Here is a 23896-nt window from a genome sequence, read left to right as displayed (position 1 = left end):
CAGGGCTCGGGGGTTAACCGCGCCCTGCTTATCAGGACTCGCCGCCCGGCTTGGGCGTTGGGTAGTCGTAATCCAGCCGCAGCGGTTCGGCGTAGACGCTGTTCCACAGCTGTTGGTACAGCTGGTCCAACCGCCCGCTCATCGCCGCGCTGTGCATCACCAGCTCCAGATTGCGCGAGTTGTCCAGATAGCCGCCGGTCCAGTTGCTGGTGCCCACCCAGGCAATCTCATCGTCGATGGTCATCAGCTTGCTGTGGATCACGCGGGCAAACGGAATGAAGCCGCTGCTGGCCGGTGGTATGGTCACCACTTTGATCTGCACGTTCGGCACCAGCGCCAGGCTCTTCAGCCAGGCGATATCCGGCTTTTTGGTGTTCCAGTTGGCCACCATCAGCTCGATCTGCACCCCGCGCGCCGCCGCGCTGCGCAGCGCGTTGTCGATCACCGCGTAGAAGGGGCGACTGCGTTCGGGGCCGAACGACAGCGGCGCGTAATCCATCACCTGCACCCGCACCCGCCGTTTGGCATTGGCCAGCAGGCGCGGCAGCTCGGCCTGCGAGTCAATCACCCCCGCCGGGTTGTAGGCGCGCGGGCTGGCCACCAGATAGTTGCCCTGCGTCAGCGCCGTCGTCGGCGCATCGGACAGCGGCGGCACCGGCTTATCCTGCGCCAGCAGCGCCTGCGCCTGCCAATCCTGCTCGAAGATCGCCTGGATCTGCCCCACCACCTTGGCGTCGCTGATGCGCAGCCCGGTTTCGTGAATATGCTCCAGCGCGCGCCAGTCGAAGTTCTGGCTGCCGACGAACGCCTGCTCCCCGTCCACCAGCAGATATTTGGCGTGCAGAATGCCGCCGCTCAGCTTCTGGTAAGGAATAATGCGCAGCTCCAGATTGGGGATCGCCTTCAGCTGTTCCAGCGTCTCGGCGGTAGAAATGCGAATGCCCTTATCTTCCACCAAAAAGCGGATTTTCACCCCGCGTTCGCCGGCCGCCTTCAGGTGCTGCAGCACGCCGTCCAGCAGCGAACCGTCCTGATTCGCCACGTAAAACTGCCCCAGATCGATGCGGGTTTTCGCCGCGTCGAACATCTCGCGCCACACCTCGGCGGTGTTGCGCAGGTCGTCGGCCTGCAGCGCGGTTTCCACCGGCGCGGTGTACACCAGCTCGTAGCCGGGAATCGCAAAACGCGCCGCAGCGCTCTGGCTCAACATCAACAAACAACCGCCCCACAATGCCGTATAAAGGCGGCCGAGCGGCCGCCGTACTGGATGGCCATTAGGCATAGCGCGGCGCTCCGCTGTCAACCCATTGTTCGCCGCTGCCGCTCTCCGGGCGGCTGGCCGGTTGGCCGGCACGGATCAGCAGCACCTTCAGCAGTTCGTTGATGCGCTCCATGCGGCTCTGCAGGAAGTTGTTGGCCACCAAGCACAGCAGCGCGATGGCGATGCCGAGGCCGGTGGCGTACAGCGCGGTGCCCATCCCGGCCGACACCAGGCTCGGCTCGGACACCCCCGAGGCGGCCAGCGCCTTGAAGGTTTCGATGATCCCCATCACGGTGCCCAGCAACCCCAGCAACGGCGCGGCGGTGACCACGGTTTCCAGCAGCCACAGGCCACGCGCCATCGGCGGCTTGCTCAGCAGGTACTGGGCGTCGATCAGATCGCCGATCGCCTCACGGTCGCCGGCGTGGTGTTTCTGCGCCAGTACCGGCGCGATCACCGCCATCGGCAGGCTGTTGCGCTGGGTCAGCTCGTCCGGCAGATCGGCGGCGCGGCGCACGTCCGGCGTCAGCGCCTGCTCCAGCCGGCGTGCCTGGCGCTGGGTATAGGCGAAGTACAGCGTGCGTTCGATGATGATCACCAGCGCAATCGCCAGCGCGGCGTACATCACGTAGAAAATAATGTCGTGCAACAAATTGGCGTCCATACAGGGCTCCTCTTCCCCGCCGCCCGGCAGGCGGCGGGGTATTCAGTTAAAAGGTGGCTTCCAGCGAGACGCTGAAGGTGCGTTCTTCGCCGACGTTGTAATACGGCGTGCTGGCCTTCACGCCGCCGTAAGGCGCCGCGTTAAAGGTGGTGGTGCGCACCGAGGTCAGGTATTCCTTGTCAAACAGGTTGCTGATGCCAAAGCGCAGCGCGGCGCTTTTGACGATTTTCTTGTCCACCGGCAGATGCACCCCCGCCGCCAGATCGAACACCGTGCGGCCGCCGATCTTCTCGTCGTTGGTCAGATCGCCGTAGAACGAACTGACGTACTTGCCGCTGACGCTGCCGTAATACAGTCCGTCGTCGTAACCCAGCGTCATGTTCAGCAGGTTTTTCGGCACGTTCGGCACCTCTTTGCCGGAGGTCGGCAGCGGCAGTCCGCCGTTGCTGACGATGTCGCTCTTCTGCTTCGACTCGGTGTAGGTATAAGAGGTGTAGTAGTTGAAGTTATGCGGCAACTGGCCGCTCCACTCCAGCTCCAGTCCTTTGTTCTCCACGTTGCCGATGTTCATCATCTCGTAGTCGCCGGCCGCGTTGGTGGTGGAGATTTGGCGATCGCTGTAGCGCATGTAGAACAGCGTGGCGCTCAGCAGCATGTCTTCCTGCTGGAAACGCCAGCCCAGTTCGTGGTTCCAGCTCAGTTCCGGCTTGGTGCTGAGCGAGTCGCCGACGTTGTACAGCACGTAGTTTGGCGGTGTGCGCATGTTGCGCGTCAGGTTGTAGAACACCTGGTTTTCCTGGTTCACCTTATAACTGGCGCTGAAGTTCGGCAGGAATTCGTGATAGGTGGCTTTACGCTTCTCCGGCACGTTGTACAGGCTGCCGCGGTTGTCCCCTTTGCGCTCGACGTACTGATAGGCCAGGCCGCCGACGAAGGTCCAGTCCGGCGTGGCGAACCAGGTGTCCTGCAGCCACACCTTCTGCGCCGGGGTGATGGTGTACTGGTTGCGCCCCTGAACGGTGTTGCCGTTGGCGTCCTTCACCTGATCGGAGTCGCCCGGCTGGCCCCAAATCTGCGACGGGTTGCCGTCGCCCTTGATGCTGATGAACGGCTGAGTCTGCAGCTGACGCGCGCGCTCGTACCAATAACCGACGTCCAGGCTGTGCTGCTCGTTGATGTCCCACTTCAGTTTGGTGGTGATACCCGGCCGCCAGGTTTGGGTCCACGACGGGCGGTAATAGGTGTTGGACTGCAGGTTGCTGAGGTCATACTGCCCGGCTCTGTCCGAGGTGCTGGACAATACCGACGCCGTCTGGCCGTTGAAACTGCCGCCGTTACCCCAGTAGTAATACGGTTGCAGAGTCAGCGACAGGTTGTCGCGCAGCTGCAGTTTCTGGGTGAACGACAGCGTAAAGTTCTCGAACGGGTTGCGTTCAATCTTGTAATACTTGTTCAACTGCCCTTTGCTGTTGTACTCCGGCGAGGTGACATAATCGGTGTCACGGCCGTCGTTTTGGAACTGCGCCTTGCTCAGGGTGTTGTAGTTGGTGTTGTTCTGGCGGTTGTACTTCATCACCAGATTGCTGCTGTTGCCGTTGCCGTCTTCGTACAGCGAGTTCATCTCGAACTTGTCGGAGTACAGCCGCCCCTCGCCGCGCCACTTCTTCGCCTCGGTGTGCGAATAGGAGAGCCAGTTGCTGAAGCCGTTGTACTCGCCGGTCTCCAGGCGGGCGAAGGTTTTGCTCAGGCTGTTGCTGCCCAGCGTCTGCTTGACGAAACCGCCGAAGTCTTTCGCCGGGCGGCGCGTCACCAGGCCGATGTTGCCGCCGCTGGAGCCGATGTGCGGGCCGTCCGCTTCGGAAGACCCCTGGGTGACGAACACCTCTTCCAGGTTCTCGGCATCGCCGAGCAGGTTCGGGTATACCGCGTAGTTGCCGGAGTCGTTGATCGGAATGCCGTCCATCGACAGGCCGATCTGATCGGAATTCATGCCGCGCATGGTGTAGTCCACGCCGCTCAGGCCGCTGGCGTCGTTGCTGTTGACGTTCAGGCCCGGCGTGTATTTCAACTTGTCGATGGCGTTGGCCGCCGACGGCATTTTTTCCATCGCCTCTTTGGTGACGGTGGAGCGCGCCTTGGCGCTGTCATCCTGCACCATCATGCCGCCGCCGAGCGACTGCCCCTTGACGCTGATGGTGCCGACATCGGTGGCGTCGGCCGCCAGCGCGGTGCCCGGCAGCATCGCCGACATCACCGCCAGATAGATCCCAGAACGATTAAACGATTTCATTGTGTGCATCCCATAAAAATCAAACGATTAACCCTTGCGCTAAGGCGCCTGATAATTGAACGTCGCGGTAAATCTTTTGGTTGTTTGCCCGGCGAATGCCTCGCTCGGGAACGGCTTTACTGAACTGATGCTTTGCAGGCTGCTCATCGCCGCGCGGTTCAGCAACATGCTGGCGGCTTTGTTGGCGATGCCGGAAGAGAGCACCCGCCCGCTGCGATCGACCTCCAGCCACACTTCGACGTTGCCCTGCGGGCGCTCGAGCGAAGCCTGGCGCCCGCTCGGGTAGCGCTTGCGCTGTTCCAGCTCGCGGCGCAAGGCCAGCAGATAGCCGTTTTCAATCGCCTGCGCGTTCACCTTCGGCGCGGCCGGTGCGGGCTGCGCCGCCGGTTTGCTCACCAGCGCGCGCGGGGCGGCAGGCGCCGGCGTCGCTTTAGGCTTCTCTACCGGTTTGGCTTTCTCTTTCACCGGTTTGGGTTTGGGCTTCGGCTGCGGTTTCGGCACCGGTTTGGCTTCCACGATCGGCTCCGGCGCCGGCACCACCGGTTCGGGGATCGGCTCCGGCTCGGGCGGCGGCGGTTCGGGCTGGGGTTCCGGCGGCGTTTCCGGTTGGGGTTCAGGCGCCGGTTCAGGCTCCACCAGCGCCAGTTCGATGGCGGTTTCGTCGTAGCGCGGCTGGATCTTCAGCGCCGCCTGCTGGCTGGCGAACAGCAGGCAACCGGCGACAATCAGCGCCGGCAGCCAGCTGAAAAGATGACGTGAGCGATAGAGCAGATACATGTCACAGCTTCCGTGTCGCGATGGAGACGGAGAAGAAACCGCCCTGGCGCAGGTTGTCCATGACCGCCACCAGCCGCTCGACCGCCACACCCTTGTCGCTGTTGACGATGATGGTGGTGGTCTGGTTGGCCTGCTGCTGTTGCTTCAGCGTGTTGACCAACGCGCCGAGCGCGATCGGCTGGCCATCCAGCTGCAGCTGTTCGTCGGCCCCCAGCGTGATGATCGCTTTCTTCTGCGGTTTCAGCTGTTGCGCGCTGCCGGCGGACGGCAGCTGCGTTTTCAGCCCGAGCGCCGGAATGACGTTCAGGCTAATCAAGACGAAAAACACTAATAAAAACATCATCACGTCGATCATCGGGATCAGTTCGATGTGCGCTTTGTTCTTTTTCGGTTCGTTCCAGTTACGCATGACACTCCCTCCCAAAAGCGAAGCAGCCAATATAGGAGGGGTATGTTTAACTTTTGTTACGCTTGTGTGATCTTATTTTCACAGTGTGGTTTTTTTTGCGAGAATTTTTTCAATGACGGGAGGCGAGCGCGGAGATATAACCCATTAATTAGCTATAGTTTTTAATGGAATAATCACAGGGCGGACGTACTCTCCTCACCGGTGACAGGGCCTGAAATGTGAAAATAGTGACAGCCACGGCGGGCCCACGGCAACGACAAGAAGAAATCGCCTCAGCCCGTCCGCAATAAGGGCATGATGGGGTTTCCAGTGATATCGCCTTTTTTAACCAAGAATATTCTCAACCCCTGTCATAAAAATATCGACAGAAAATAAATAGTCGCATATATAACCAAACAACATTCCTCATTGGATATATTATTGCCAACAGATTATCAGCTGTTATATTTTTAAAGTGGAATAGCGCCACAGCGTTATTCTCGGTATTAATTAACCCCACTAAGTCACCCTTTTATTTATAAGGATTGTATATGAAAGTACTTAGTCAATATGAAGAGCAGTACGTTAGCGGTGGCGATCTGAACGCGGCCTGGGATGGGTTGCTGGACGGCGCCATGACCGGCGCGCTGATTGCAGGCAAATCCGCAGGGGCCGGCGGCTTTATTGCCGGTGCCGTCGGCCAACTGGTCGGTACCATCATCGGCGGCGTCGCAGGCGGTGTGGGGCTGGGGCTGTATGGCCTGACCCATACGCAGCAGGAAGTGGCGGACTACGCAAAACATTTCCGCGAAACTATCGGCTCCACCTCGACCTCGGTCGGCGGCAGCCTGTAAGCACGAATAGATAGTCACCCCCGCGGTGGCTATTTATTTTATTGCCGCCCTCACCCTACGCCGCCCGCTGAATACTTGACCATTATCGCATCCCGATATTCTTTCAAACCTGCGGCTATCGCGTCGGTATTTAATTGCGAAACCATCCACGGGCTAAAACCGAAAGGCGTTAATTTTACCGCCGCCATTAAATGATTGAGCTCGACCCAGGCATAATCCGCGACCTCATCCGGATTGCGATGGAGCGCGCCTTTTATTTGCGCGGCAAATACCGGGCAAACTTCATTTTCCATTACGCCGGACGCATCGGTAGCCTGATAGCTGAAAGCTTCGCTCAGCAACATTATCTGCTCCACCTCCGTGCCCAGTTCAACCTGGGCACGGCGCATCACCGCCTGTGCCAGCGCCTCTTGCGGCAGAGGATGGCCGCAAAAGGAATTGGTCCAAACCCCCGGCCAGGCGGTTTTACTCAACGCACGTCTTGTGGCCAGCACGTTGCCCTCTGGGGTAAAGAGATAGCATGAAAAGGCCAAATGCAGCGGCGTATGATGCGTGTGCACCTGATTTTTCGGCATCGTTCCGCAAGGCTGCCAGGCGGCATCGAGCAAAACGACGTCTTCGTTATTCATCATCGCGATTTCCATCAAAAGACGGGCTCTTGCCCGTCTTTGGGTTCATTTCGTCAAAAGAGGAGGAATGGCCGGCACTTCCGGCGCATTATCGATATCCTGCTGAGTCATACGAAACTCAGGCGGATAATGCTCCCGTTCCGTTCTGCGGGCGGGTTCGGTATTCCGCCAGGTATAAAGACAGTGCTGGCACTGGTATACCGTCCATACGCCCTTGACCGGTGAACGCGCCATGACGTCTATCTGTTTATCGGCACAACGAGGACAAATCATAGGAGCTCCTTAAGGACGGTTAGCCAACATGGCGGTTAATTTATCCACCCACAGGGCGGTCTCAGGTAAATCCTTGACCGGCTGACTGTAGTGGCCACGCGCATCCGGAGCCACCGGCGTTGTCGCGTCGATGATCAACTTGTCGGTAATCCCCGCAGGGCTGGAGCCGGGATCCAGTTCCAGCACGGACATGTTCGGCAATTGCACCAGATCGCCGGCCGGATTGACCTTGGCGGACAGCGCCCACATGACCTGCGGCAGATTGAAGGGATCGACATCCTCATCGACCATGATCACCATTTTCACATAGCCCAATCCGTGCGGCGTGGTCATTGCCCGCATCCCCACCGCGCGCGCGAAGCCGCCGTAACGCTTTTTGGTGGAAATGATGACGAGCAGCCCGTGGGTATACATCGCATTGACCGCCTGCACTTCCGGAAACTCGGCTTTCAGCTGCTGATACAACGGCACGCAGGTGGCCGGCCCCATCAGATAGTCGATTTCTGTCCAGGGCATGCCCAGATACAGGGATTCAAAAATCGGCCGTGTTCGGTAAGAAACCTTATCGATACGCACCACCGTCATGTTGCGGCCGCCGGAATAATGGCCCGTAAATTCGCCGAACGGGCCTTCAATCTCGCGCTTGCGGCCTTCAATCACCCCTTCGATGATCACTTCAGACCCCCACGGCACATCGAAGCCGGTCAAAGGGGCCGTCGCTATCGGATAGGGGCTTTCGCGCAGGGCGCCGGCCATCTCATACTCCGACTGATCGTATTTCAACGGCGTCGCCCCCATCAGCGTAATGATGGGATCATTGCCCAGCGTAATGGCAATCGGCAGATCCTCACCGCGCTCTTCGGCTTTATGCAGATGCAGCGCGATGTCGTGCATCGGCACCGGTTGCAAACCCAGCTTGCGTTTGCCCTTCACCTCCATACGGTAAATGCCGACGTTTTGCTTGCCGAAATGAGCGGGATCTTCAGGATCACGGGAAACGACGCAGGCCTTATCCAGATAAAAACCGCCGTCGCCGTCGTTTAGGCGAAACAACGGCAGGATTTCAAACAGATTAATCTCCTCGCCGTTGACCTCATTCTGCGCCCAGGGCGGATTATCGCGGCGCTCTGCAGAGACAGGGAAATGATCCCAGCGGCGAATATACTCATCGATTTGCTGTTTCACCGGCGTGGTCGGCGGCAGGCCCAGCGCGATGGCGTGATTCTGCCATGAGCCGAGGGTGTTCATCACCACATGCGCATGTTCAAAGCCTTTAATGTTCCTGAATGCAATGGCGGGGGCGCCCTCACCGATTCTTCCGGTGGCGTTGGCCGCCGCGGCGATATCCGGTTCCGCCTGCACCTCCTCGGCAATGTCGAGTAATTGCCCGGCCTTATCCAATGCCGCCAAATAACTTCGAAGATCGTCATAAGCCATATTTAACCCTCCTGACTGTAAACCTCTTTTTTTAATCCAGCCCAGCGTTTTGCCCGGCTGTAATCAAGGCCAAACTGGTCCAGAACCCGTGCGACAATATGATCGGTGACGTCATCAATATGAGTGGGATGGTTATAATAAGCGGGCATCGGGGGGACCAATGAAGCGCCCAGCTTCGAGAGCGCCAGCATATTTTCCAGATGGATAGCGCTCAGCGGCGTTTCCCTTGGAACCAACACCAGCTTCCGCCCTTCTTTAATCATGACATCCGCCGCTCTGCCAATAAGCCCCTCGGCATAACCCGCGCGAATTCCCGCCAACGTTTTCATGCTGCAGGGAATAATGATCATGCCATCCATGCGAAATGAACCCGAGGAGATCGTGGCGGCCTGGTCGGCCGCACTGTGTGTGACATCAGCCATCGCCATCACGTCACGTACGCTGTGCTTTGTTTCAAGTTCAATGGTCTTTTTGGCCCACCGGCTCAAGATCAAATGCGTCTCTATACCTTCGATATCTTTCAGGGCCTGGAGAAGCGCCGTACCGAGCGGTGCCCCGGTAGCGCCCGTCATCGCGATCGTTAATCTCATGCCTACCCCGACAAAGTTCGTATACGAACAATATGTCAAATCTAGCCCTGGGATCGGGATAAAACAAGCGGGCAAGATGTAACCGTTCGTAAACGAACGACCTGCCAGGGCAAGTATCTCTTAGCGGTCAGTTTTGTTATATTGATATTATTGCTCGCTTTTTTCCTCTTAAGGAATAAACGTATGAACAGAACGCTGGCCAATACTTTTTTCCATCTCATCCGCGAGTTGCTTCAGGATCATAGTTCTCAATGGCAGAAATCGCTCCCTGAACTCAGTAAACAGCAATATTCCATTCTGGCCACCGTTTCAGAAACTCCGGGTATTGAGCAAGTCGAGTTAATGGAGGCGGCAATCAGCAGTAAAGCCGCGCTGGCTGAATTACTCAGCCGAATGGAAGGGAAAGGTCTGTTAAAGCGTGAAGCAGGCGAGCAGGACAAGCGCCGCCGATTTATTTACCTGACGCCTGCGGGACAGGCGCTGTTCGAAGCCAGCCGCCCAATCGCCGACGCGATTGATAACAGGTACCTTGAACGGGTCAATAAAGAGCAATATGAGTCGGCGCTTTTCGCTTTACAGACGATGGTGGGAAAAAAATAAATTAACCCTCTCGGCAGAGATAAAGGTTCAACAGCCATAAAAAAAGACGCCCGCAGGCGTCTTTTTATCGCGTTCACTGAAGCCCGAGGCGATCAGTTCACTTTCACCGGCATACCGGAACGGGCCTTGATCGCCGCGTCCACTTCGCTCTGGTTGACGCCGGCGTCCATCAGCACTTTGCCGACCGGCGCGGAGATGGTCAGCGGCACCGGATCTTTCGATTGCAGCTGCTCTTCGTTGGCCGACAGCGGATTGTGCACTTCCACGTAGCGCGAGCCGTCCGGTTCGACGGTGGCTTTCATCGGTTCGTTGATGAACTGCACGCGGGTGCCGACCGGCACGTTATCGAACAGGTACTTGATGTCGTCGGCGCGCAGACGCACGCAGCCGTGGCTCACGCGCAGGCCGATGCCGAAGTTGGCGTTGGTGCCGTGGATGGCGTACAGGCGGCCGACATACAGCGCATACAGCCCCATCGGGTTGTCCGGGCCGGCCGGGAACACCGCAGGCAGAATTTCACCGTCGGCCGCATATTCGGCGCGCATCTTGGCGGTCGGCGTCCAGGTCGGGCCGTCTTTCTTGCGCTGTACGGTAGTGGTCCAGTTCAGCGGGGTGTCTTTACCCAGCTGGCCGATACCGATCGGCAGCACCACCACGGTGTTGGACCCTTTCGGGTAGTAGTACAGACGCATCTCGGCGCTGTTGATGATGATGCCTTCACGCGGCGCATCCGGCAGGATCAACTGCTGCGGGATGGTCAGGGTGCTGCCGGCCTTTGGCAGGAACGGATCCACGCCCGGGTTGGCCTCCAGCATATTGCTCAGCCCCATCTGATACTGGGCGGCAAAGCTTTCCAGCGGCAGTTTGCTGTCTTCCGGTACGGTGATTTGGATATTCTCGCCCACCAAACGGCTGTCTTTTGGCGGCAGCGGGTAAACGACGGCGAAGGCAGCCTGGCTGAATGCAACCAGTGCCGTAAACAGGGTTAATAACGCGCGAATGCTCATTTTCATCTTCGTGTTGGTCAAGGCCACTGGCGATTAGGGATATCGGTTTCTACGGCCACCTTGCCCCGATGAATTTCAGCCGGCAGCCAACGGCGCTGCGGCCTGAAAAGCCAGGGGGATTTGACCGGATGCGCATTATATGTGCACATCAATCAAAGTGTGAACCATTACCGATGTAATATCGCAATTTTTTGTAACCTGACGCGCCACGAAGGCGACTTTTTGCGAGAACCGCCGTCTAACCGGCGGCGGCCAACGCTTCCACCCGCCGAATAGGGATCAGATATTCGCAGCGGATCGCCGCGCCGCCGAGCGGGCAGCTGCCCTCCTGCGCCGGGTAGAAACGCTCGATATCCTGCCCCGGCCGGCGAACGGCGTTCATCTGCGGCATCGCGGTGTCGTACAGCCGCACGATAAAGTTTTGTAACCCTTCCGCCTGCCCTTGATAGGTGAAACGGGCATACTCCCCCTGTTCGATAGTCACCCGCTCCCCCATCGCCCCTTCGTCCGGCAGAGCGGCGGTATAGGCCATGCGCGGGTTACCCCGGCGTTGCCTGTCGACCTCCAGACTGGTGAGGCCGTATACCACCTCCGGCAGCGCCTGCGGCTGCAGCAGCTGCCGCCAGGCATGGCGGCGCAGCTCGCACTTGGAAGCCGCCAGCTGCCCCAGCGTAAAGCTGCGGCGCTGGGTGTTGCCCACCAGCTGCATGGCGGGCAGCGTCACGATGTCGGCCTGCGGCAACGGCGTTTCGGTCAGCCGCAGCGGCGGCTGCAGGCCGTAGCTCGACCAATCCTGGCTGCGGCGATAGCTGGCCGGCGGCAGACCGAACTGTTTGCGGAAGCAACGGGTGAAGGTCTGCTGCGAATCGAACTGGTAAGTATCGGCGATGCAGGCCACGCTGGTGCCGGTCAGGCGCAGTTCGCGCGCGGCGGCGGTCAGCCTTCTGCGGCGGGCGTAAGTGCCGAGAATATGGCCGGTATGTTGCTTGAACATCCGCTGCAAATGCCACTTGGAGTAGCCGGACTTGGCGGCAATGTCGTCCAGCGTCAGCGGCTGATCCAGGCTCTGCTCGATCCAGGCCAGCAGCTGTTCAATCACCTGTTGCTGGTGCATGGTATTCCCCTTATTTTAACAATAACGTCTGCGCCAATACCCGGCCTGCGGCTTCATCGGCGGCCACCAGCACCGGGTAGCCCCAAAATTTGGCGCCGTATTCGGCAAACTCTTCCGCCGCCGCGCGTTTGGCGTCGTCCGGCTCCAGCATGATCATGCCTTTCACCCACAGCTTCAGCGCCTCGCGGTTATCGCGCTTCCACAGCGCGACCTGGGTGCGGGCATCGCGGTCATGTTCTTGTTCTTCATCGCCGACGCTGCGGTCGGTCATCAGGACAAAGGGTTCGGCGCGTGCCAGCAGCGCGCTGAATTCGGCCAGTTCGGCCTGGGTATCGCGCCCGCTTTGGCGCATCCATACCAGCGGAAAATCGGCGGTATCCAATGACATAATCAGTTTCCTCAGGAAATGGTTTAGGACTGGCGCTTACTTTATCGGCACCGGCGCTAGACCACATTGCGCAATCAGGACATAATACTTTTCAATTCCGCCAAATTGAGAATTGTTCTCATGAAAGTACAGATCCCCCGTCACTGTCTGGATATCGATCAGGTGCCGCGTCCGCTGTTTGCCCTGCAAGGTTCGACCCTTGAGCAGGATTGGGAAGTCGAGCCGCACCGCCACCAGAAGGCGCAGCTGATCTATACGGTACGCGGCATGATCCGCTGCGAAGTGGAAAACGGGCTGTGGCTGGTGCCGCCGCAGTGCGCGCTGTGGATGCCGGGCAACGTGTTGCACAACGCTCAGGGCGCCGGCTCCACCGAGGCCTACTGCCTGTTCGTCGATCAACATGCCGCCGCCGGTCTGCCGCAAAACTGCTGCACGCTGTCGGTCTCGCCGCTGCTGCGCGAGCTGCTGCTGCAGGCCAGCACCTTCGAGCCGCTCTACGACGAACAGGGCGCCGAAGGGCGCCTGACGGCGGTATTGCTGGACCAGCTGGCGGCCGCGCCGATCGAGAACCTGCATCTGCCGGTGTCCGACGACGCGCGCATTCGGCAGTTGACCGAAGGCATGCTGAGCAGCCCGGCGGACAAATCCACCCTCGGGCAGTGGGCGCAGCGCATCGGCATGAGCGAGCGCTCCCTCAGCCGCACCTTGCAACAGCAGATGGGCATGAGCTTCGGCCACTGGCGACGCCAGCTGCACGTGATGCTGGCGCTGCAGCGCCTGACGCAGGGCGAGAGCGTACAGACGGTGGCGCTGGATCTGGGCTACGAGAGCGCCAGCGGCTTCGTCACCATGTTCAGAAAGGCGGTGGGCAAACCGCCGGCGCGCTACCTGGCGGAGCGCAACGCCTCTGGAGAAACCCTGGGCGGCGCGATCACCATGTAAAAAAGCCGGCGCAGGCGCCGGCTTGGAGCAGGTGAGAATCAGAAGTCGTAGAACACCGTAATCCAGGTGGAGTCCGGCTCGTTGTCGCTGCTGTTGGCCAGCGTGCGCTCCACATACACCGACAGACCGTAACCGATGGTGGTGCCCGCGCCGAGGTAAACGTGGTTGGCGTGATATGCCTCGTCACCTTTCAGCCGCAGCGAGTCCGCCGCCACGTAAGGCTGGATCGATTTGAGGAATGGCTTGTCGATATTGAAGGTGTAACCGACGAAGCCTTCCAGCCCGTAGCCGTCACCGGCGAAGAAGTGCGACAGCGTGCGCTGGCGGGTGCTTGGCACATAGTCTTTGTAGTAGCTGGCGGTGCCGACGATGTACCAGTTGTTCGGCTGCCAGGTCAACGCGGTGCCGGACAGCTGCTGGTGATAATCCTTTTCGCTGTACAGATTGTCTTTGATCTTCGCGTCGGTATAACTGTAGGCAGCGCTGAAGGTGAAATCTTTCGTCACCTTGTAATCGAAGCCCAGCCCGCCACCGCCCTTGCGGCGATAAATCAGGTTATCCGCGGTGTGCAGATCGTCTTCCGGCAATAAATAGTTGGCGTACAGCGTTACCGGCCCGAAATCATTGGTGTACTTGATGCTGTTTTTCGGTTTATTGCCGCCGTCATAATCGCCGGAAATACCGATGCCGGTGCCGCCTGCATGGCCATCGTTATCCCAGACGTCGCTTTTGATACCGACCACCGAATAATAGATGCCGTATTGATGGCCGTAGGTCAGGGTGCCGTAACGATCGTCTTTGAAACCGGCGTACAGCTGGCGCTGATAGTCGCGCTTGCCGTCTTCGTTATAGTGCCCGTCCCAGCTGAGCGCGTGCGCCAGATCGACACCCCACTCGTAATAGCCGATGATCGAGGTATCCTGCGTCAGCGCATAGTCGCCACTGAAGCGAAAACGCGTGCCGCCGTCGTGGCCGTTTTTGTCATAGCCCGGCTCCGGGCCGTTATTGAAGATCCACTCGGGGCGAATGCTGCCGCCCACCTTTACACTGAGCGGCGCCAGCAACACATTGCTCTGCGGGTTTTTATCCAGAATGGTGATCTCGGCCTGTGCGCCGGCGGATAACGCCGACAGCAAGACGCCGCCAATGAATATTGGCGTTGTATTTTTTCTCATTATTACCCCTGCCCGAAAAAATTATTGTTATAAACACGGTGGTCTTAAGCCACGCAGAAATAATTACCCGATGTGAACAGCGCACTCAAGATATAAAAATTCACGCCATAACCTGTCATTATTTCAGGTTGGATTTAATTTCAGCAAAAACGTGTTCATCTGTAACGCGGAGAAAAATAATGTAATAACCGCAGCACGAAACAAACCAATCCGCACGTTTCACCCAAAATAAACCGGCGTGATTATCCGGGAATAAAAATAGCAAATAACAAATAAATATTATTGCCGCAGGTAAACCGTCACGCAGTGGAATTAACTGATGAGGGGAAATAACGACGGAGCGCGTTGCGCGCTCCGAGAGAGAATTCACTACTGCGCCAGCCAGCCGCCGTCCATGTTCCAGGCGGCGCCGCGCACCTGCGCCGCCGCATCGCTGCACAGGAACAGCGCCAGCTCGCCGAGCTGCTCAGGCGTGATGAACGCTTGCGAAGGCTGCTTCTCCGCCAACAGTTCATCGCGCGCCTGCTGCGGATCGGTCCCGGCGGCAATGCGTTTGTCGATCTGCTGCTGCACCAGCGGCGTCAGCACCCAGCCGGGGCAGATGGCGTTGCAGGTGACGGGCGTGCGCGCGGTCTCCAGCGCCAGCGTCTTGGTCAGCCCCACCACGCCGTGCTTGGCCGCCACATAGGCCGACTTGTCTTTCGACGCCACCAGCCCGTGTACCGACGCCACGTTGATGATGCGCCCCCAGTTGCGCTCGCGCATCCCCGGTAGCGCCAATCGGCAGGTGTGGAACACCGCCGACAGGTTGATGGCGAGGATGGCGTTCCATTTCTCCACCGGGAACTGATCCAGCGGCGCCACGTGCTGAATGCCGGCGTTGTTCACCAGAATGTCCACGCCGCCGAACTCGCGTTCGGCATACTGCATCATGTCAGCTATCTGGCCCGCATCGCCGAGATCGGCGCCGTGATAACCCGGCGCGGCGCCCAGCCGCGCGACCTGCGCTTGCGCCTGCTCCACGTCGCCGAAGCCGTTGAGGATCACGCGCGCGCCGGCGGCGGCCAACACGGACGCTATCCCGAGGCCGATGCCGCTGGTCGAGCCGGTCACCAGCGCGGTTTTGCCTTGTACACTCATGGTATCGCTCCTTTAAACAATGCCGGTCAGGTAGAACACGCCGATCACGAACAGCACCGCGGCGCTCTTGATCAGGGTGATGGCGAAGATGCCGCCGTAGGCCTGCCGGTGGCTGAGGCCGGTGATCGCCAGCAGGGTGATCACCGCGCCGTTGTGCGGCAAGGTGTCCATGCCGCCGCTGGCCATCGAGGCCACCCGGTGCAGCACCTCCAGCGGAATCTGTGCCGCATGGGCGGCGGCGATAAAGCTGTCGGACATCGCCGCCAGCGCGATGCTCATGCCGCCGGAGGCCGATCCGGTGATGCCGGCCAACAGGGTGACGCTAATCGCTTCGTTCAGCAGCGGATTGGGGATCGCCGACAGCGCCTGCGACAGCACCAAAAAGCCCGGCAGCGCGGCGATCACCGCGCCGAAGCCATATTCGGAGGCGGTGTTCATCGCCGCCAGGATCGCGCCGCCGACCGCCGTCTTGCTGCCTTCCGCCAGCCGGCCGCGAATATTGCGAAAGCCGAACACCACCACCAGCAGAATACCCGACACCAGCGCCGCTTCCACCGCCCAGATGGCGGTGATTTTCGCCACGTCGGTGGTGATCGGTTTGGCCAGCCCCGGCAGCGTCAGCTCGTGGCTGGCGCCGTACCACTGCGGGATCCAATGGGTGAAGCCAAGGTTGAATACCCCGACCAAAATCAACGGCAGGATGGCGATCAGCGGGTTCGGCAGGTTGATGTCGTCCGGAGTTTCCGGCTCGTTCAGCAGATCGGTACCGTACCCTTCTCCCTTCAGCTGCGCCTTGCGCCGCTGGCGTTCAAGATACAGCAGACCGACCGCGATGATGAACAGCGAGCCGATCAGCCCCAGCCACGGCGCGGCCCAGGCATTGGTGCCGAAGAAGCTGGTCGGGATGATGTTTTGGATCTGCGGCGTGCCGGGCAAGGCGTCCATGGTGAAGGAGAAGGCGCCGAGCGCCACGGTGGCCGGGATCAGCCGCTTGGGGATACCGCTCTGGCGGAACAGCTCGGCGGCGAACGGATAGACCGCGAACGCCACCACGAACAGCGACACCCCGCCGTAGGTCAGCAGCGCGCACACCAGCACGATCACCGGAATGGCGTGACGCCGGCCGAGAATGCGGATCGCCGCCGCGACGATCGAACGGGAAAAGCCGGACAGCTCGATCAGCTTGCCGAACACCGCCCCCAGCAGGAACACCGGGAAGTAGAGCTTCACGAAGCCGACCATCTTCTCCATAAACAGCCCGGTGAAAGTCGGCGCCACCGCGCCGGGATCGGTCAACAGCACCGCGCCCAGCGCGGCGATCGGGGCGAACAAAATCACGCTGTAGCCGCGGTAGGCGGCCAGCATCAGTAATCCCAGTGCTGCCAGGGCAATCAAAACGCTCATCGGTCACCTCAGTATCGTTGTTATTGTCAGGTACGGAGTGCGAAATTACGGTTTCAGCGCAAAGCGCAGCTGATGCGCCCGTCGCCGTTGAATGCGTTCCCTGCGTGCGTCATCCCAAAGATAAAATCCCCGGCCGCTGCGCTGGCCGGTATCGCCGCGCTGCAGCCGCTGTTCCACCAGCGCCATCATCTCGTCGCCGGTCGCCAGTTCCGGGAACAGGTGGCGGGCGATGTCCGCCACCGTCGGCAGCCCGGTCATGTCGGCGGCCTCCAGCGGGCCGACCATGGCGTAGCGCCGCCCCAGCGAGGCGCGCATCACCTGATCCACCACCTCGGCGCTGGCGATGCCGCTGTGGACGATGTGCAGCGCCTCACGCAGCACCGCAAACTGCAGCCGGTTGCCGACAAACCCCGGCGCGGCGCGCTCCAGCAGCACCGCCTCCAGCGCCATCCCGCCGAGCAGCGCCTGCACCGCCGCCAGATGGCGCGGATCGGTGGCGCGGCCGGGCACGATCTCCACCAACGGGATCAGGTGCGGCGGGTGCCAGAAGTGGGCGATCAGCAGGCGCTGCGGGTGGGTCATGCGCGCCGCCAGCTCGTCCGGCGGCAGGCCGCTGGTGTTGCTGGCAATCACCGCGTCGTCGGCGATCAGCCCTTCCAACTGCTCATACAGCGCGTGCTTCAGCTCGAGCCGTTCCGGGATCGCCTCAATAAGCAGCCGGGCGCGCGCCACGTCGTTCAGCTCGCCGGTCACGCGCAGGCGCGCCAGCGCCGCGTCGCGCTCAGCGTTATCAAACTGCCCGACGTCGCTCAGCTCGGCCAGAATGCCGCTCGCCACCGCCGGCGCCTCCACCCGCCGCTGCGGATCCGGGTCATACAGCAGCACCTCATGGCCGTGGCGAATAAAGTGGGTGGCGATGCCCACCCCCATCAATCCGGCGCCCAGTACCGCATAGTCAGATGACTGCATCGTGCCCTCCTCGGTTGTTTACGGGCGCTCTACCGCCAGCGCCACGCCCTGCCCGCCGCCGATGCACAGCGTCGCCAGCCCCTTGTTCACCCCGCGGCGCTGCATTTCGTACAGCAGCGACACCAAAATGCGACAGCCGGACGCGCCGATCGGATGCCCCAGCGCGATCGCCCCGCCGTTGACGTTGACCCGCTCCGCCTCCCAGCCCAGTTCTTTGCCCACCGCCAGCGCCTGCGCGGCGAAGGCTTCGTTGGCTTCGATCAGATCGACCTCGTCCAGCCGCCAGCCGGCTTTCTCCAGGCAGCGGCGCGCGGCCGGCGCCGGGCCGATGCCCATGATCGCCGGATCGACGCCCGACGACGCGTAACCGGCGATGCGCGCCAGCACCGGCAAACGCAGCGCGGCGGCTTTTTCCGCGCTCATCAGCAGCACCACGGCGGCGCCGTCGTTGAGCGACGAGGCGTTGCCGGCGGTTACCGTGCCCTCCTTACGGAACGCCGGGCGCAGCCGCGCCAGCGCCTCCAGGCTGGTGTCGCGCGGCTGTTCGTCGTGCTTAACAAGCAACGCTTCGCCCTTCGGCTTCGGCACCGTCACTGGCGTGATCTCCTGCGCGAAACGCCCGGCCTGCTGCGCCGCCTGCGCCTTCTGCTGCGAGCGCAGCGCAAAGCTGTCCTGCTCGGCGCGGCTGATGGCGTATTTCTCCGCCAGGTTCTCGGCGGTGATGCCCATGTGGTAGTCGTTGAAGGCATCCCACAGGCCATCGTGGATCACGCTGTCGACCATCTGCGCGTGACCGAGGCGCAGACCGGCGCGCGCGCCGGCCATCAGGTAAGGCGACTGGCTCATGCTCTCCTGGCCGCCGGCGATCACCGCCTCGGCGTCGCCGCTGCGGATCGCCTGCACCGCCAGATGCACCGCCTTCAAACCAGAGCCGCACACCTTGTTGATGGTCAGCGCCGGCGTCGTCACGGGCAGCCCGGCATTCAGCGCGGTCTGGCGCGCCGGATTCTGCCCGCAGCCGGCGGTCAGCACCTGGCCGAGGATCACTTCATCGATCTGCTGCGGCGCCACGCCGCTTTGCGCCAGCAGCCCCTGCACCGCCGCCGTGCCCAGTTCCACCGCCGTCAGCGGCGCCAGCGCGCCGTGAAAACTGCCGACCGGCGTGCGCGTCGCCGCCACAATCACCACTTCACGTTGTTGCACATTCACCTCCCGTTTCAGAAACGCATTTCCGGCACATGCTCCGGCACGATCAGCCGGCCGGCGGTTTTGGCGACAATCTCCGCCACGCTGACGCCCGGCGCGCGTTCGCGCAGCACGAAGGCGCCGTCTTCAATTTCCAGATAGGCCAGATCGGTCAATACCTTGCGGATGCAGTTGGCGCCGGTCAGCGGCAGCGTGCAGCGCGGCAGCAGCTTGGACTCGCCGCCCTTCGAGGCGTGGGTCATCACCACGATGATGTTCTCCGCCCCCGCCACCAAATCCATCGCGCCGCCCATGCCCTTGACCATCTTGCCGGGGATCATCCACGAGGCGATGTTGCCCCCGACGTCCACTTCAAACGCCCCCAGTACGGTCAGATCGACGTGGCCGCCGCGGATCATGGCGAACGACTGCGCCGAATCGAAGATCGACGCGCCGAGGCGCGCGGTGACCGTCTGCTTGCCGGCGTTGATCATGTCGGCGTCCAGCTGCTGCTCGGTCGGGAACTCGCCCATCCCCAGCAGGCCGTTTTCCGACTGCAGCATCACGTCCATGCCCGCCGGCACATAGTTGGCCACCAGCGTCGGGATGCCGATGCCCAGGTTGACGTAGTAACCGTCCCTCAGCTCTTGCGCCACGCGCTGCGCCATTTGTTCACGGGTAAGCATGCGAATTCTCCTTATGCCCGCAGGGTGCGTTGTTCGATACGCTTTTCGAAGGTGCCCTGAATCAACCGATCGACGTAGATGCCGGGGGTATGGATCGCCGCCGGATCCAGCTCGCCCGGCGCGACGATCTCTTCCACTTCCACCACCGTGATGCGCCCGGCGGTCGCCATCAGCGGATTGAAGTTCTGTGCGGTGTGGCGGTAGATGACGTTGCCGAAGTGATCGGCCTTCCAGCCCTTAACGATGGCGAAATCGCCGGTGATGGCGGTTTCCATGATGTAAGGGCGGCCGTTGAACTCGCGCACCTCTTTGCCTTCGGCGATCGGCGTACCGTAACCGGTGGCGGTGAAGAACGCCGGGATACCGGCGCCGCCGGCGCGGATCTTCTCCGCCAGCGTGCCCTGTGGGGTGAGATCCACCTCCAGTTCGCCGCTGAGCGCCTGCTGCTCGAACAGCGCGTTTTCGCCGACGTAAGATCCCACCACCTTGCGGATCTGCTGGGTTTCCAGCAGCCGCCCGAGGCCGAACCCATCGACGCCGCAGTTGTTGGAGACCACCGTCAACCCGCGCACGCCGCGCCGGCGGATCTCTTCGATCAGATTTTCCGGGATGCCGCACAGGCCAAAGCCGCCCGCCAGCACCGTCATGTTGTCCGTCAGGCCTGCCAGCGCTTCCTGGTAGCTGCCGACGCGTTTGTCGAGCCCTGCCATATCGTTGCCCCTGCATGTTGCGGCGCAGGGCGAAATGCCCTGGCTTGCGTGAGGGCATCTTCAGGTCACAAAAATGATTTGTTAATTTTGTTTTTATGCCGCATTCATTTAGAATTTTTATTAATCACTCGTTAACCGACAATTAACAAAGAGTTAACGCCAGCCAAAATGAAAATGAGCATCAAGCAGTTACGCGCGTTTTTAGCGGTAGCTCACACTCTGAATTTCGCCCAGGCCAGCGAGCGGCTGAATATTTCTCAGCCGGCGCTCAGCCTGGCGATCCGTGGGCTGGAAGACGCGCTGGGCGGGCCGCTGCTGCTGCGCACCACCCGCCGGGTGACGCTGACGCCGGAGGGGGAAACCTTCTTTCCGATGGCGCGCCAGCTGCTGGCGGATTGGGACAACGCGGAAGAGGCGATGCGCCAGCGCTTCACCCTGCAGATGGGCAAGGTGGCGATCGCCGCCATGCCGTCGTTCGCCGGCAACCCGTTGCCGCCGATCCTCAAAGCGTTTCGCGATCGTTACGCCGGCATCAACGTGGCGGTGCACGACGTCATCAACGAACAGGTGTTTGAAATGATCCGCGAAGGCCGGGTAGAGATGGGCATCGCCTTCGAGCCGGAGCCGAGCGACACCTTGCACTTCACCCCGCTGTGCCGCGATCGCTTTCTGGCGGTGGTGCCGAAGGATTCGGCGCTGGCGCGCAAGGCGCAGGTCAGTTGGAAGGAGCTGCTGACGCTGGATTTCATCACCCTGCAGCGGCCATCGGCGGTGCGGCTGCTGCTGGAGCAGGAGCTGGCCCGCAGCGGGCGAACGCTGGAGGTGGCGTTTGAAAGCCACCAGTTGGTGACGGTCGGGCGCATGGTGGCCAACGGCCTCGGCGCCAGCGCGGTGCCGGCGCTGTGCGAGCAACAGATGGATGAGCTGGGGGCGGTCTGCGTGCCGCTGATCGGCCCGATCATCGAACGGCGCGTGGGCCTGATCCGCCTGGCGCAGCACCAACTCTCTTCCGCCGCGCAGGCGCTGGCGACGGTGATCGAACGGGAAATGGCGGGGAGTGGCGGGCAGCCTGCGCTTAAACCGTAAACCCGACGTGCTTGCCGCCCGGCAGCTCAACGTCCAGGCGCAGCGTGCCGCCCATCGCTTCCACGTAGCGTTTCAGGGTCGAAATCTTCAGCTCATTGCCGCGCCCTTCGATGGCCGCGACCGAAGGCTGGGAAATGCCTAGCGTTTTCGCCAATTCCTGTTGGGAAATATTCAGCGCTTCCCGCAACTGGTGCAGGTGCGCTTCAAACAGCATCTCTTCGGCCATTTCCTCGATGCGCCGGCGGCTCTCCGGGGTGCGGGAGGCCAGCAGTTGCTTTAAGGTGCTCATGGGTTACTCCTTGAAATAACACATCAAATATTGGGTGAACTGCGCATCCGCGATGGGCAGCATCACTTTATAAAACCGCTTCTCATTACCCGTTTTGTCGCCCGCACACAGCACAATCGCCTGCCGCGCCGGATCAAAGGCGAAAAAAGCGCGAATCGGCCGCCCTTTGTGCTGAATACGCAGCTCTTTCATGTTGGGATGCAACGAGCCTTTCAGCACGTCGACAAAAGGCCGCCGAAGAGAAGGCCCTGCACGCTCGAGCATCACCAGCGCGGCCAACACCTTTTCCTGCGTCGATTCATCCTGTTCACAGAGCCACCGATCAAACTCTTCCGTTGTCATTACCGTCCACATGGCATCTCCTGATTATAGATTACAATCTATGACAAGACGATAGACCGGAATATATAATTTTCTCCAGACCGCCATTGGCGTTTTGCCTGGCAGCTCGCAAAAGTAACCGATAGGACCATCGCCTATCAGTTCAACCAAATAAGGAAAGGAGAGGCAAATTTAGCGAAATGTCGATGTTTTCAGATGATTCTCCGATCGAGAGCGTGAGCCAGAACCTGTTACCACCCTGTAGAAAATGTTAAGTTTCCTAAAAATTAGGAGGCTTTTCGACATGGAACAGAAGTCCAGCAACATCGCACCGGGCTATTGCATCGCCCAACAAACCGGCCCGCTCGCCTTCCACGCCAACTACCTGTTCGGTGGCAAGCCATCGGAAGCGGCACGCTTTTTTATGCAGCTCAATGCCGATACGACGCTGGTTCAACTGGGGCAAATGCTGATCGTCGCCGATCCGCGCAATCATCATCAATCTACGCAGATCGCCGCCCTAATGCAGGCCAAGAGCCGCACCAGCAAAGCGGTGAAAGCCGGTGACAGCGATTTCTCTGCCTTCTTGCACCGCAATTACGCCGCTATCGCCGCCTTCACCAGCTATGGGGAAACGGTCGTCGGGCTGGCTTCGGATGCCGGAGAACGCTACTTCAGTCAGATCAAAAATATCTTGGTCGAAATTGAAACAACCTACCAAAATCAGTTCCGCACGAGTGGCGCTTTGATTGGTACTCAGTTTCAGGTGGAACGAGCGCGGCTGTTCGGTACATTAAAACCGTTACTGAATCGCCTTACTCGTGCTCAACTCAATATGAAAGAGTATGCGCAAATCAAACACGCGCTGGGGCTCTCCAGTAAATCGCTGGTGCATGAATGGAGTACCGCCGGCGTCGGCGCCATCAAGGGCTATTCGAACTACGTCGACAGCGCCAGCCGTGCGGCCAAGTTTATGAAAGCCGGCGGCTGGATCGGCATCGGATTGAGCGGGCTGAATGCCACCAACGACGTCTACAATGCTTGCACCACCGGCCGCGAACAGGAGTGCGCCAAGATCGCGGTGAAGGGGTACAGTCATTTTGCGGCAAGTACTGCCTTCGGTATCAAAGGCGGCGAATTAGGTGCCGCTGGGGGAATGTTACTATGCGGAGTTGTATTAGGCGTCGCCACTGGTGGCGTTGGGTCGTTAGCATGTGGCATAGCGGGTGCGGCTGCTGGTGGAGCCGCCGGTGGTTGGCTCGGTGGTTCTTTATCTGATACGGCTACAGGTTTTATTTTTGGTGACTGACTCATGAAAACAGCATCACTTATTGCAGCCGTGCTGCTCTTACTTTGTTGGCTTGTTCAATATATTTACTCTCGTCGCTATAAACGTGAGTTCGATGTTTTTTATCAACGCTATACCCAACAGGGCCACTTTGTCCCTGCCCACGTCGCGATTGCCGATGGCCTTGGCTCTTTAGGTACTTCCATCAAAGTCCAATGGTTCAGATGGATCCTTTGCGGCAAGAAAATCAAGGTGAAGAAAAACCAATATCTTCCCGCCAAGACCTATGAATTTGTTCGTCTTTCATCATCTGAACGCTTGCAGACCTGGATGAAAAACAACGGCACGCTTTTGGCGCTGGAAGGCGTGCTCTTCATCATGGCATTGATCTTTATGATGATAGCGAGAATATCGTGATTCAGGCTACTC

The 23896-nt window shown here is 60.2% G+C and carries 27 protein-coding genes; 6 read left to right on the top strand and 21 right to left on the bottom strand.

The genetic code is table 11. The features are described 5' to 3' along the window. Positions 1 to 31: 31 nt before the first annotated feature. The 5 genes from ACUTSC_RS15140 to ACUTSC_RS15120 are packed head-to-tail and all read right to left on the bottom strand — an operon-like array spanning position 32 to position 5401. On the bottom strand, positions 32 to 1282 hold the full coding sequence (locus ACUTSC_RS15140; protein WP_197767057.1) for a phospholipase D-like domain-containing protein: 1251 nt from the start codon (positions 1280 to 1282) through the stop codon (positions 32 to 34). Beyond that, complete coding sequence (locus tag ACUTSC_RS15135) at positions 1275 to 1925, bottom strand: MotA/TolQ/ExbB proton channel family protein (RefSeq protein ID WP_197767058.1); 651 nt, start codon at positions 1923 to 1925, stop codon at positions 1275 to 1277. Before ACUTSC_RS15135 ends, ACUTSC_RS15140 begins: the two co-directional genes overlap by 8 nt. 46 nt (positions 1926 to 1971) lie before the next feature. Beyond that, positions 1972 to 4215 carry a TonB-dependent receptor domain-containing protein gene (locus ACUTSC_RS15130; protein ID WP_197767059.1) on the bottom strand — a complete coding sequence of 748 codons (2244 nt, stop codon included), beginning with the start codon at positions 4213 to 4215 and terminating at the stop codon, positions 1972 to 1974. 39 nt (positions 4216 to 4254) lie between these two features. After that, positions 4255 to 4992, bottom strand: coding sequence for an energy transducer TonB (locus ACUTSC_RS15125; RefSeq protein ID WP_197767060.1), 738 nt, complete (start codon positions 4990 to 4992; stop codon positions 4255 to 4257). A 1-nt stretch (position 4993) separates the two neighbouring features. After that, a complete protein-coding gene (locus ACUTSC_RS15120) occupies positions 4994 to 5401 on the bottom strand; it encodes an ExbD/TolR family protein (protein WP_033636945.1) in 408 nt (135 codons plus the stop codon). A 530-nt stretch (positions 5402 to 5931) separates the two neighbouring features. Here ACUTSC_RS15120 and ACUTSC_RS15115 point away from each other — a divergent pair. Further along, positions 5932 to 6234 (top strand): DUF5862 family protein, encoded by a 303-nt coding sequence (locus tag ACUTSC_RS15115; RefSeq protein WP_004933246.1) that lies wholly within the window; start codon positions 5932 to 5934, stop codon positions 6232 to 6234. 50 nt (positions 6235 to 6284) lie between these two features. On the opposite strand, the gene idi is transcribed toward ACUTSC_RS15115, so the two are convergent. Genes idi through ACUTSC_RS15095 form a run of 4 tightly spaced genes read right to left on the bottom strand, consistent with a single transcriptional unit; the run spans position 6285 to position 9163 of the window. Continuing rightward, positions 6285 to 6866 (bottom strand): isopentenyl-diphosphate Delta-isomerase, encoded by a 582-nt coding sequence (gene idi, locus ACUTSC_RS15110; RefSeq protein ID WP_197767061.1) that lies wholly within the window; start codon positions 6864 to 6866, stop codon positions 6285 to 6287. Positions 6867 to 6908: 42 nt separating this feature from the next. Further along, entirely contained in the window at positions 6909 to 7136 is a 228-nt protein-coding gene (locus ACUTSC_RS15105; RefSeq protein ID WP_149570994.1) for a non-oxidative hydroxyarylic acid decarboxylases subunit D, read from the bottom strand. 9 nt (positions 7137 to 7145) lie between these two features. Next, positions 7146 to 8573: a non-oxidative hydroxyarylic acid decarboxylases subunit C gene (locus ACUTSC_RS15100; RefSeq protein ID WP_084826895.1), complete on the bottom strand. Its 1428-nt coding sequence runs from the start codon at positions 8571 to 8573 to the stop codon at positions 7146 to 7148. Between the two features lie 2 nt (positions 8574 to 8575). Further along, complete coding sequence (locus ACUTSC_RS15095) at positions 8576 to 9163, bottom strand: non-oxidative hydroxyarylic acid decarboxylases subunit B (RefSeq protein ID WP_197767062.1); 588 nt, start codon at positions 9161 to 9163, stop codon at positions 8576 to 8578. A gap of 183 nt (positions 9164 to 9346) precedes the next feature. On the opposite strand from ACUTSC_RS15095, the gene ACUTSC_RS15090 reads away from it, so the two are divergent. Further along, positions 9347 to 9763, top strand: a complete 417-nt coding sequence (locus ACUTSC_RS15090; RefSeq protein ID WP_060422158.1) for a MarR family winged helix-turn-helix transcriptional regulator — start codon at positions 9347 to 9349, stop codon at positions 9761 to 9763. A 92-nt stretch (positions 9764 to 9855) separates the two neighbouring features. Here ACUTSC_RS15090 and ACUTSC_RS15085 read toward each other — a convergent pair whose 3' ends face one another. The 3 genes from ACUTSC_RS15085 to ACUTSC_RS15075 form a co-directional block, all read right to left on the bottom strand. Beyond that, on the bottom strand, positions 9856 to 10776 hold the full coding sequence (locus tag ACUTSC_RS15085) for a L,D-transpeptidase family protein (RefSeq protein WP_063991649.1): 921 nt from the start codon (positions 10774 to 10776) through the stop codon (positions 9856 to 9858). Between the two features lie 232 nt (positions 10777 to 11008). Continuing rightward, a complete protein-coding gene (locus ACUTSC_RS15080; protein ID WP_033652832.1) occupies positions 11009 to 11884 on the bottom strand; it encodes a helix-turn-helix domain-containing protein in 876 nt (291 codons plus the stop codon). A 10-nt stretch (positions 11885 to 11894) separates the two neighbouring features. Continuing rightward, positions 11895 to 12272, bottom strand: coding sequence for a hypothetical protein (locus ACUTSC_RS15075; protein ID WP_033648561.1), 378 nt, complete (start codon positions 12270 to 12272; stop codon positions 11895 to 11897). A 120-nt stretch (positions 12273 to 12392) separates the two neighbouring features. On the opposite strand from ACUTSC_RS15075, the gene ACUTSC_RS15070 reads away from it, so the two are divergent. Beyond that, on the top strand, positions 12393 to 13214 hold the full coding sequence (locus ACUTSC_RS15070; protein WP_019453262.1) for an AraC family transcriptional regulator: 822 nt from the start codon (positions 12393 to 12395) through the stop codon (positions 13212 to 13214). Positions 13215 to 13252: 38 nt separating this feature from the next. Here the strand turns inward: ACUTSC_RS15070 and ACUTSC_RS15065 are convergent, their stop codons facing one another. The 7 genes from ACUTSC_RS15065 to ACUTSC_RS15035 all read right to left on the bottom strand — a co-directional run bounded on the left by ACUTSC_RS15065 (position 13253) and on the right by ACUTSC_RS15035 (position 20483). Continuing rightward, positions 13253 to 14389, bottom strand: a complete 1137-nt coding sequence (locus ACUTSC_RS15065; RefSeq protein WP_060440835.1) for a porin — start codon at positions 14387 to 14389, stop codon at positions 13253 to 13255. Positions 14390 to 14758: 369 nt separating this feature from the next. Next, positions 14759 to 15529, bottom strand: a complete 771-nt coding sequence (locus ACUTSC_RS15060; protein WP_197767063.1) for a 3-hydroxybutyrate dehydrogenase — start codon at positions 15527 to 15529, stop codon at positions 14759 to 14761. Between the two features lie 12 nt (positions 15530 to 15541). Then, positions 15542 to 16933, bottom strand: coding sequence for a GntP family permease (locus ACUTSC_RS15055; protein ID WP_033641736.1), 1392 nt, complete (start codon positions 16931 to 16933; stop codon positions 15542 to 15544). A gap of 45 nt (positions 16934 to 16978) precedes the next feature. Further along, positions 16979 to 17902 (bottom strand): 3-hydroxyacyl-CoA dehydrogenase family protein, encoded by a 924-nt coding sequence (locus ACUTSC_RS15050; RefSeq protein WP_060422138.1) that lies wholly within the window; start codon positions 17900 to 17902, stop codon positions 16979 to 16981. Between the two features lie 18 nt (positions 17903 to 17920). Next, positions 17921 to 19105: an acetyl-CoA C-acyltransferase gene (locus ACUTSC_RS15045; RefSeq protein ID WP_197767064.1), complete on the bottom strand. Its 1185-nt coding sequence runs from the start codon at positions 19103 to 19105 to the stop codon at positions 17921 to 17923. Positions 19106 to 19119: 14 nt separating this feature from the next. Further along, entirely contained in the window at positions 19120 to 19773 is a 654-nt protein-coding gene (locus ACUTSC_RS15040; RefSeq protein ID WP_197767065.1) for a CoA transferase subunit B, read from the bottom strand. An 11-nt stretch (positions 19774 to 19784) separates the two neighbouring features. Next, positions 19785 to 20483 (bottom strand): CoA transferase subunit A, encoded by a 699-nt coding sequence (locus tag ACUTSC_RS15035; protein WP_049212496.1) that lies wholly within the window; start codon positions 20481 to 20483, stop codon positions 19785 to 19787. A 168-nt stretch (positions 20484 to 20651) separates the two neighbouring features. Between ACUTSC_RS15035 and ACUTSC_RS15030 the strand changes: the two genes are divergently transcribed. Further along, entirely contained in the window at positions 20652 to 21569 is a 918-nt protein-coding gene (locus ACUTSC_RS15030; protein ID WP_047572821.1) for a LysR family transcriptional regulator, read from the top strand. Here the strand turns inward: ACUTSC_RS15030 and ACUTSC_RS15025 are convergent. Both ACUTSC_RS15025 and ACUTSC_RS15020 read right to left on the bottom strand, forming a co-directional pair. Then, entirely contained in the window at positions 21559 to 21858 is a 300-nt protein-coding gene (locus ACUTSC_RS15025) for a helix-turn-helix domain-containing protein (protein ID WP_019453270.1), read from the bottom strand. The genes ACUTSC_RS15030 and ACUTSC_RS15025 overlap by 11 nt on opposite strands. A gap of 3 nt (positions 21859 to 21861) precedes the next feature. After that, entirely contained in the window at positions 21862 to 22212 is a 351-nt protein-coding gene (locus ACUTSC_RS15020) for a type II toxin-antitoxin system RelE/ParE family toxin (RefSeq protein ID WP_033645671.1), read from the bottom strand. 271 nt (positions 22213 to 22483) lie between these two features. Between ACUTSC_RS15020 and ACUTSC_RS15015 the strand changes: the two genes are divergently transcribed. Next, positions 22484 to 23488: a hypothetical protein gene (locus ACUTSC_RS15015; protein WP_445653419.1), complete on the top strand. Its 1005-nt coding sequence runs from the start codon at positions 22484 to 22486 to the stop codon at positions 23486 to 23488. A 3-nt stretch (positions 23489 to 23491) separates the two neighbouring features. Then, entirely contained in the window at positions 23492 to 23884 is a 393-nt protein-coding gene (locus tag ACUTSC_RS15010; RefSeq protein WP_123893274.1) for a hypothetical protein, read from the top strand. The last annotated feature ends 12 nt before the right edge of the window (positions 23885 to 23896 follow it).

The sequence above is a fragment of the Serratia sp. TSA_105.2 genome (assembly GCF_052692115.1).
The sequence above is the reverse complement of the archived record's forward strand: the minus strand, read 5'-3'. Positions and strand labels throughout refer to the sequence as shown.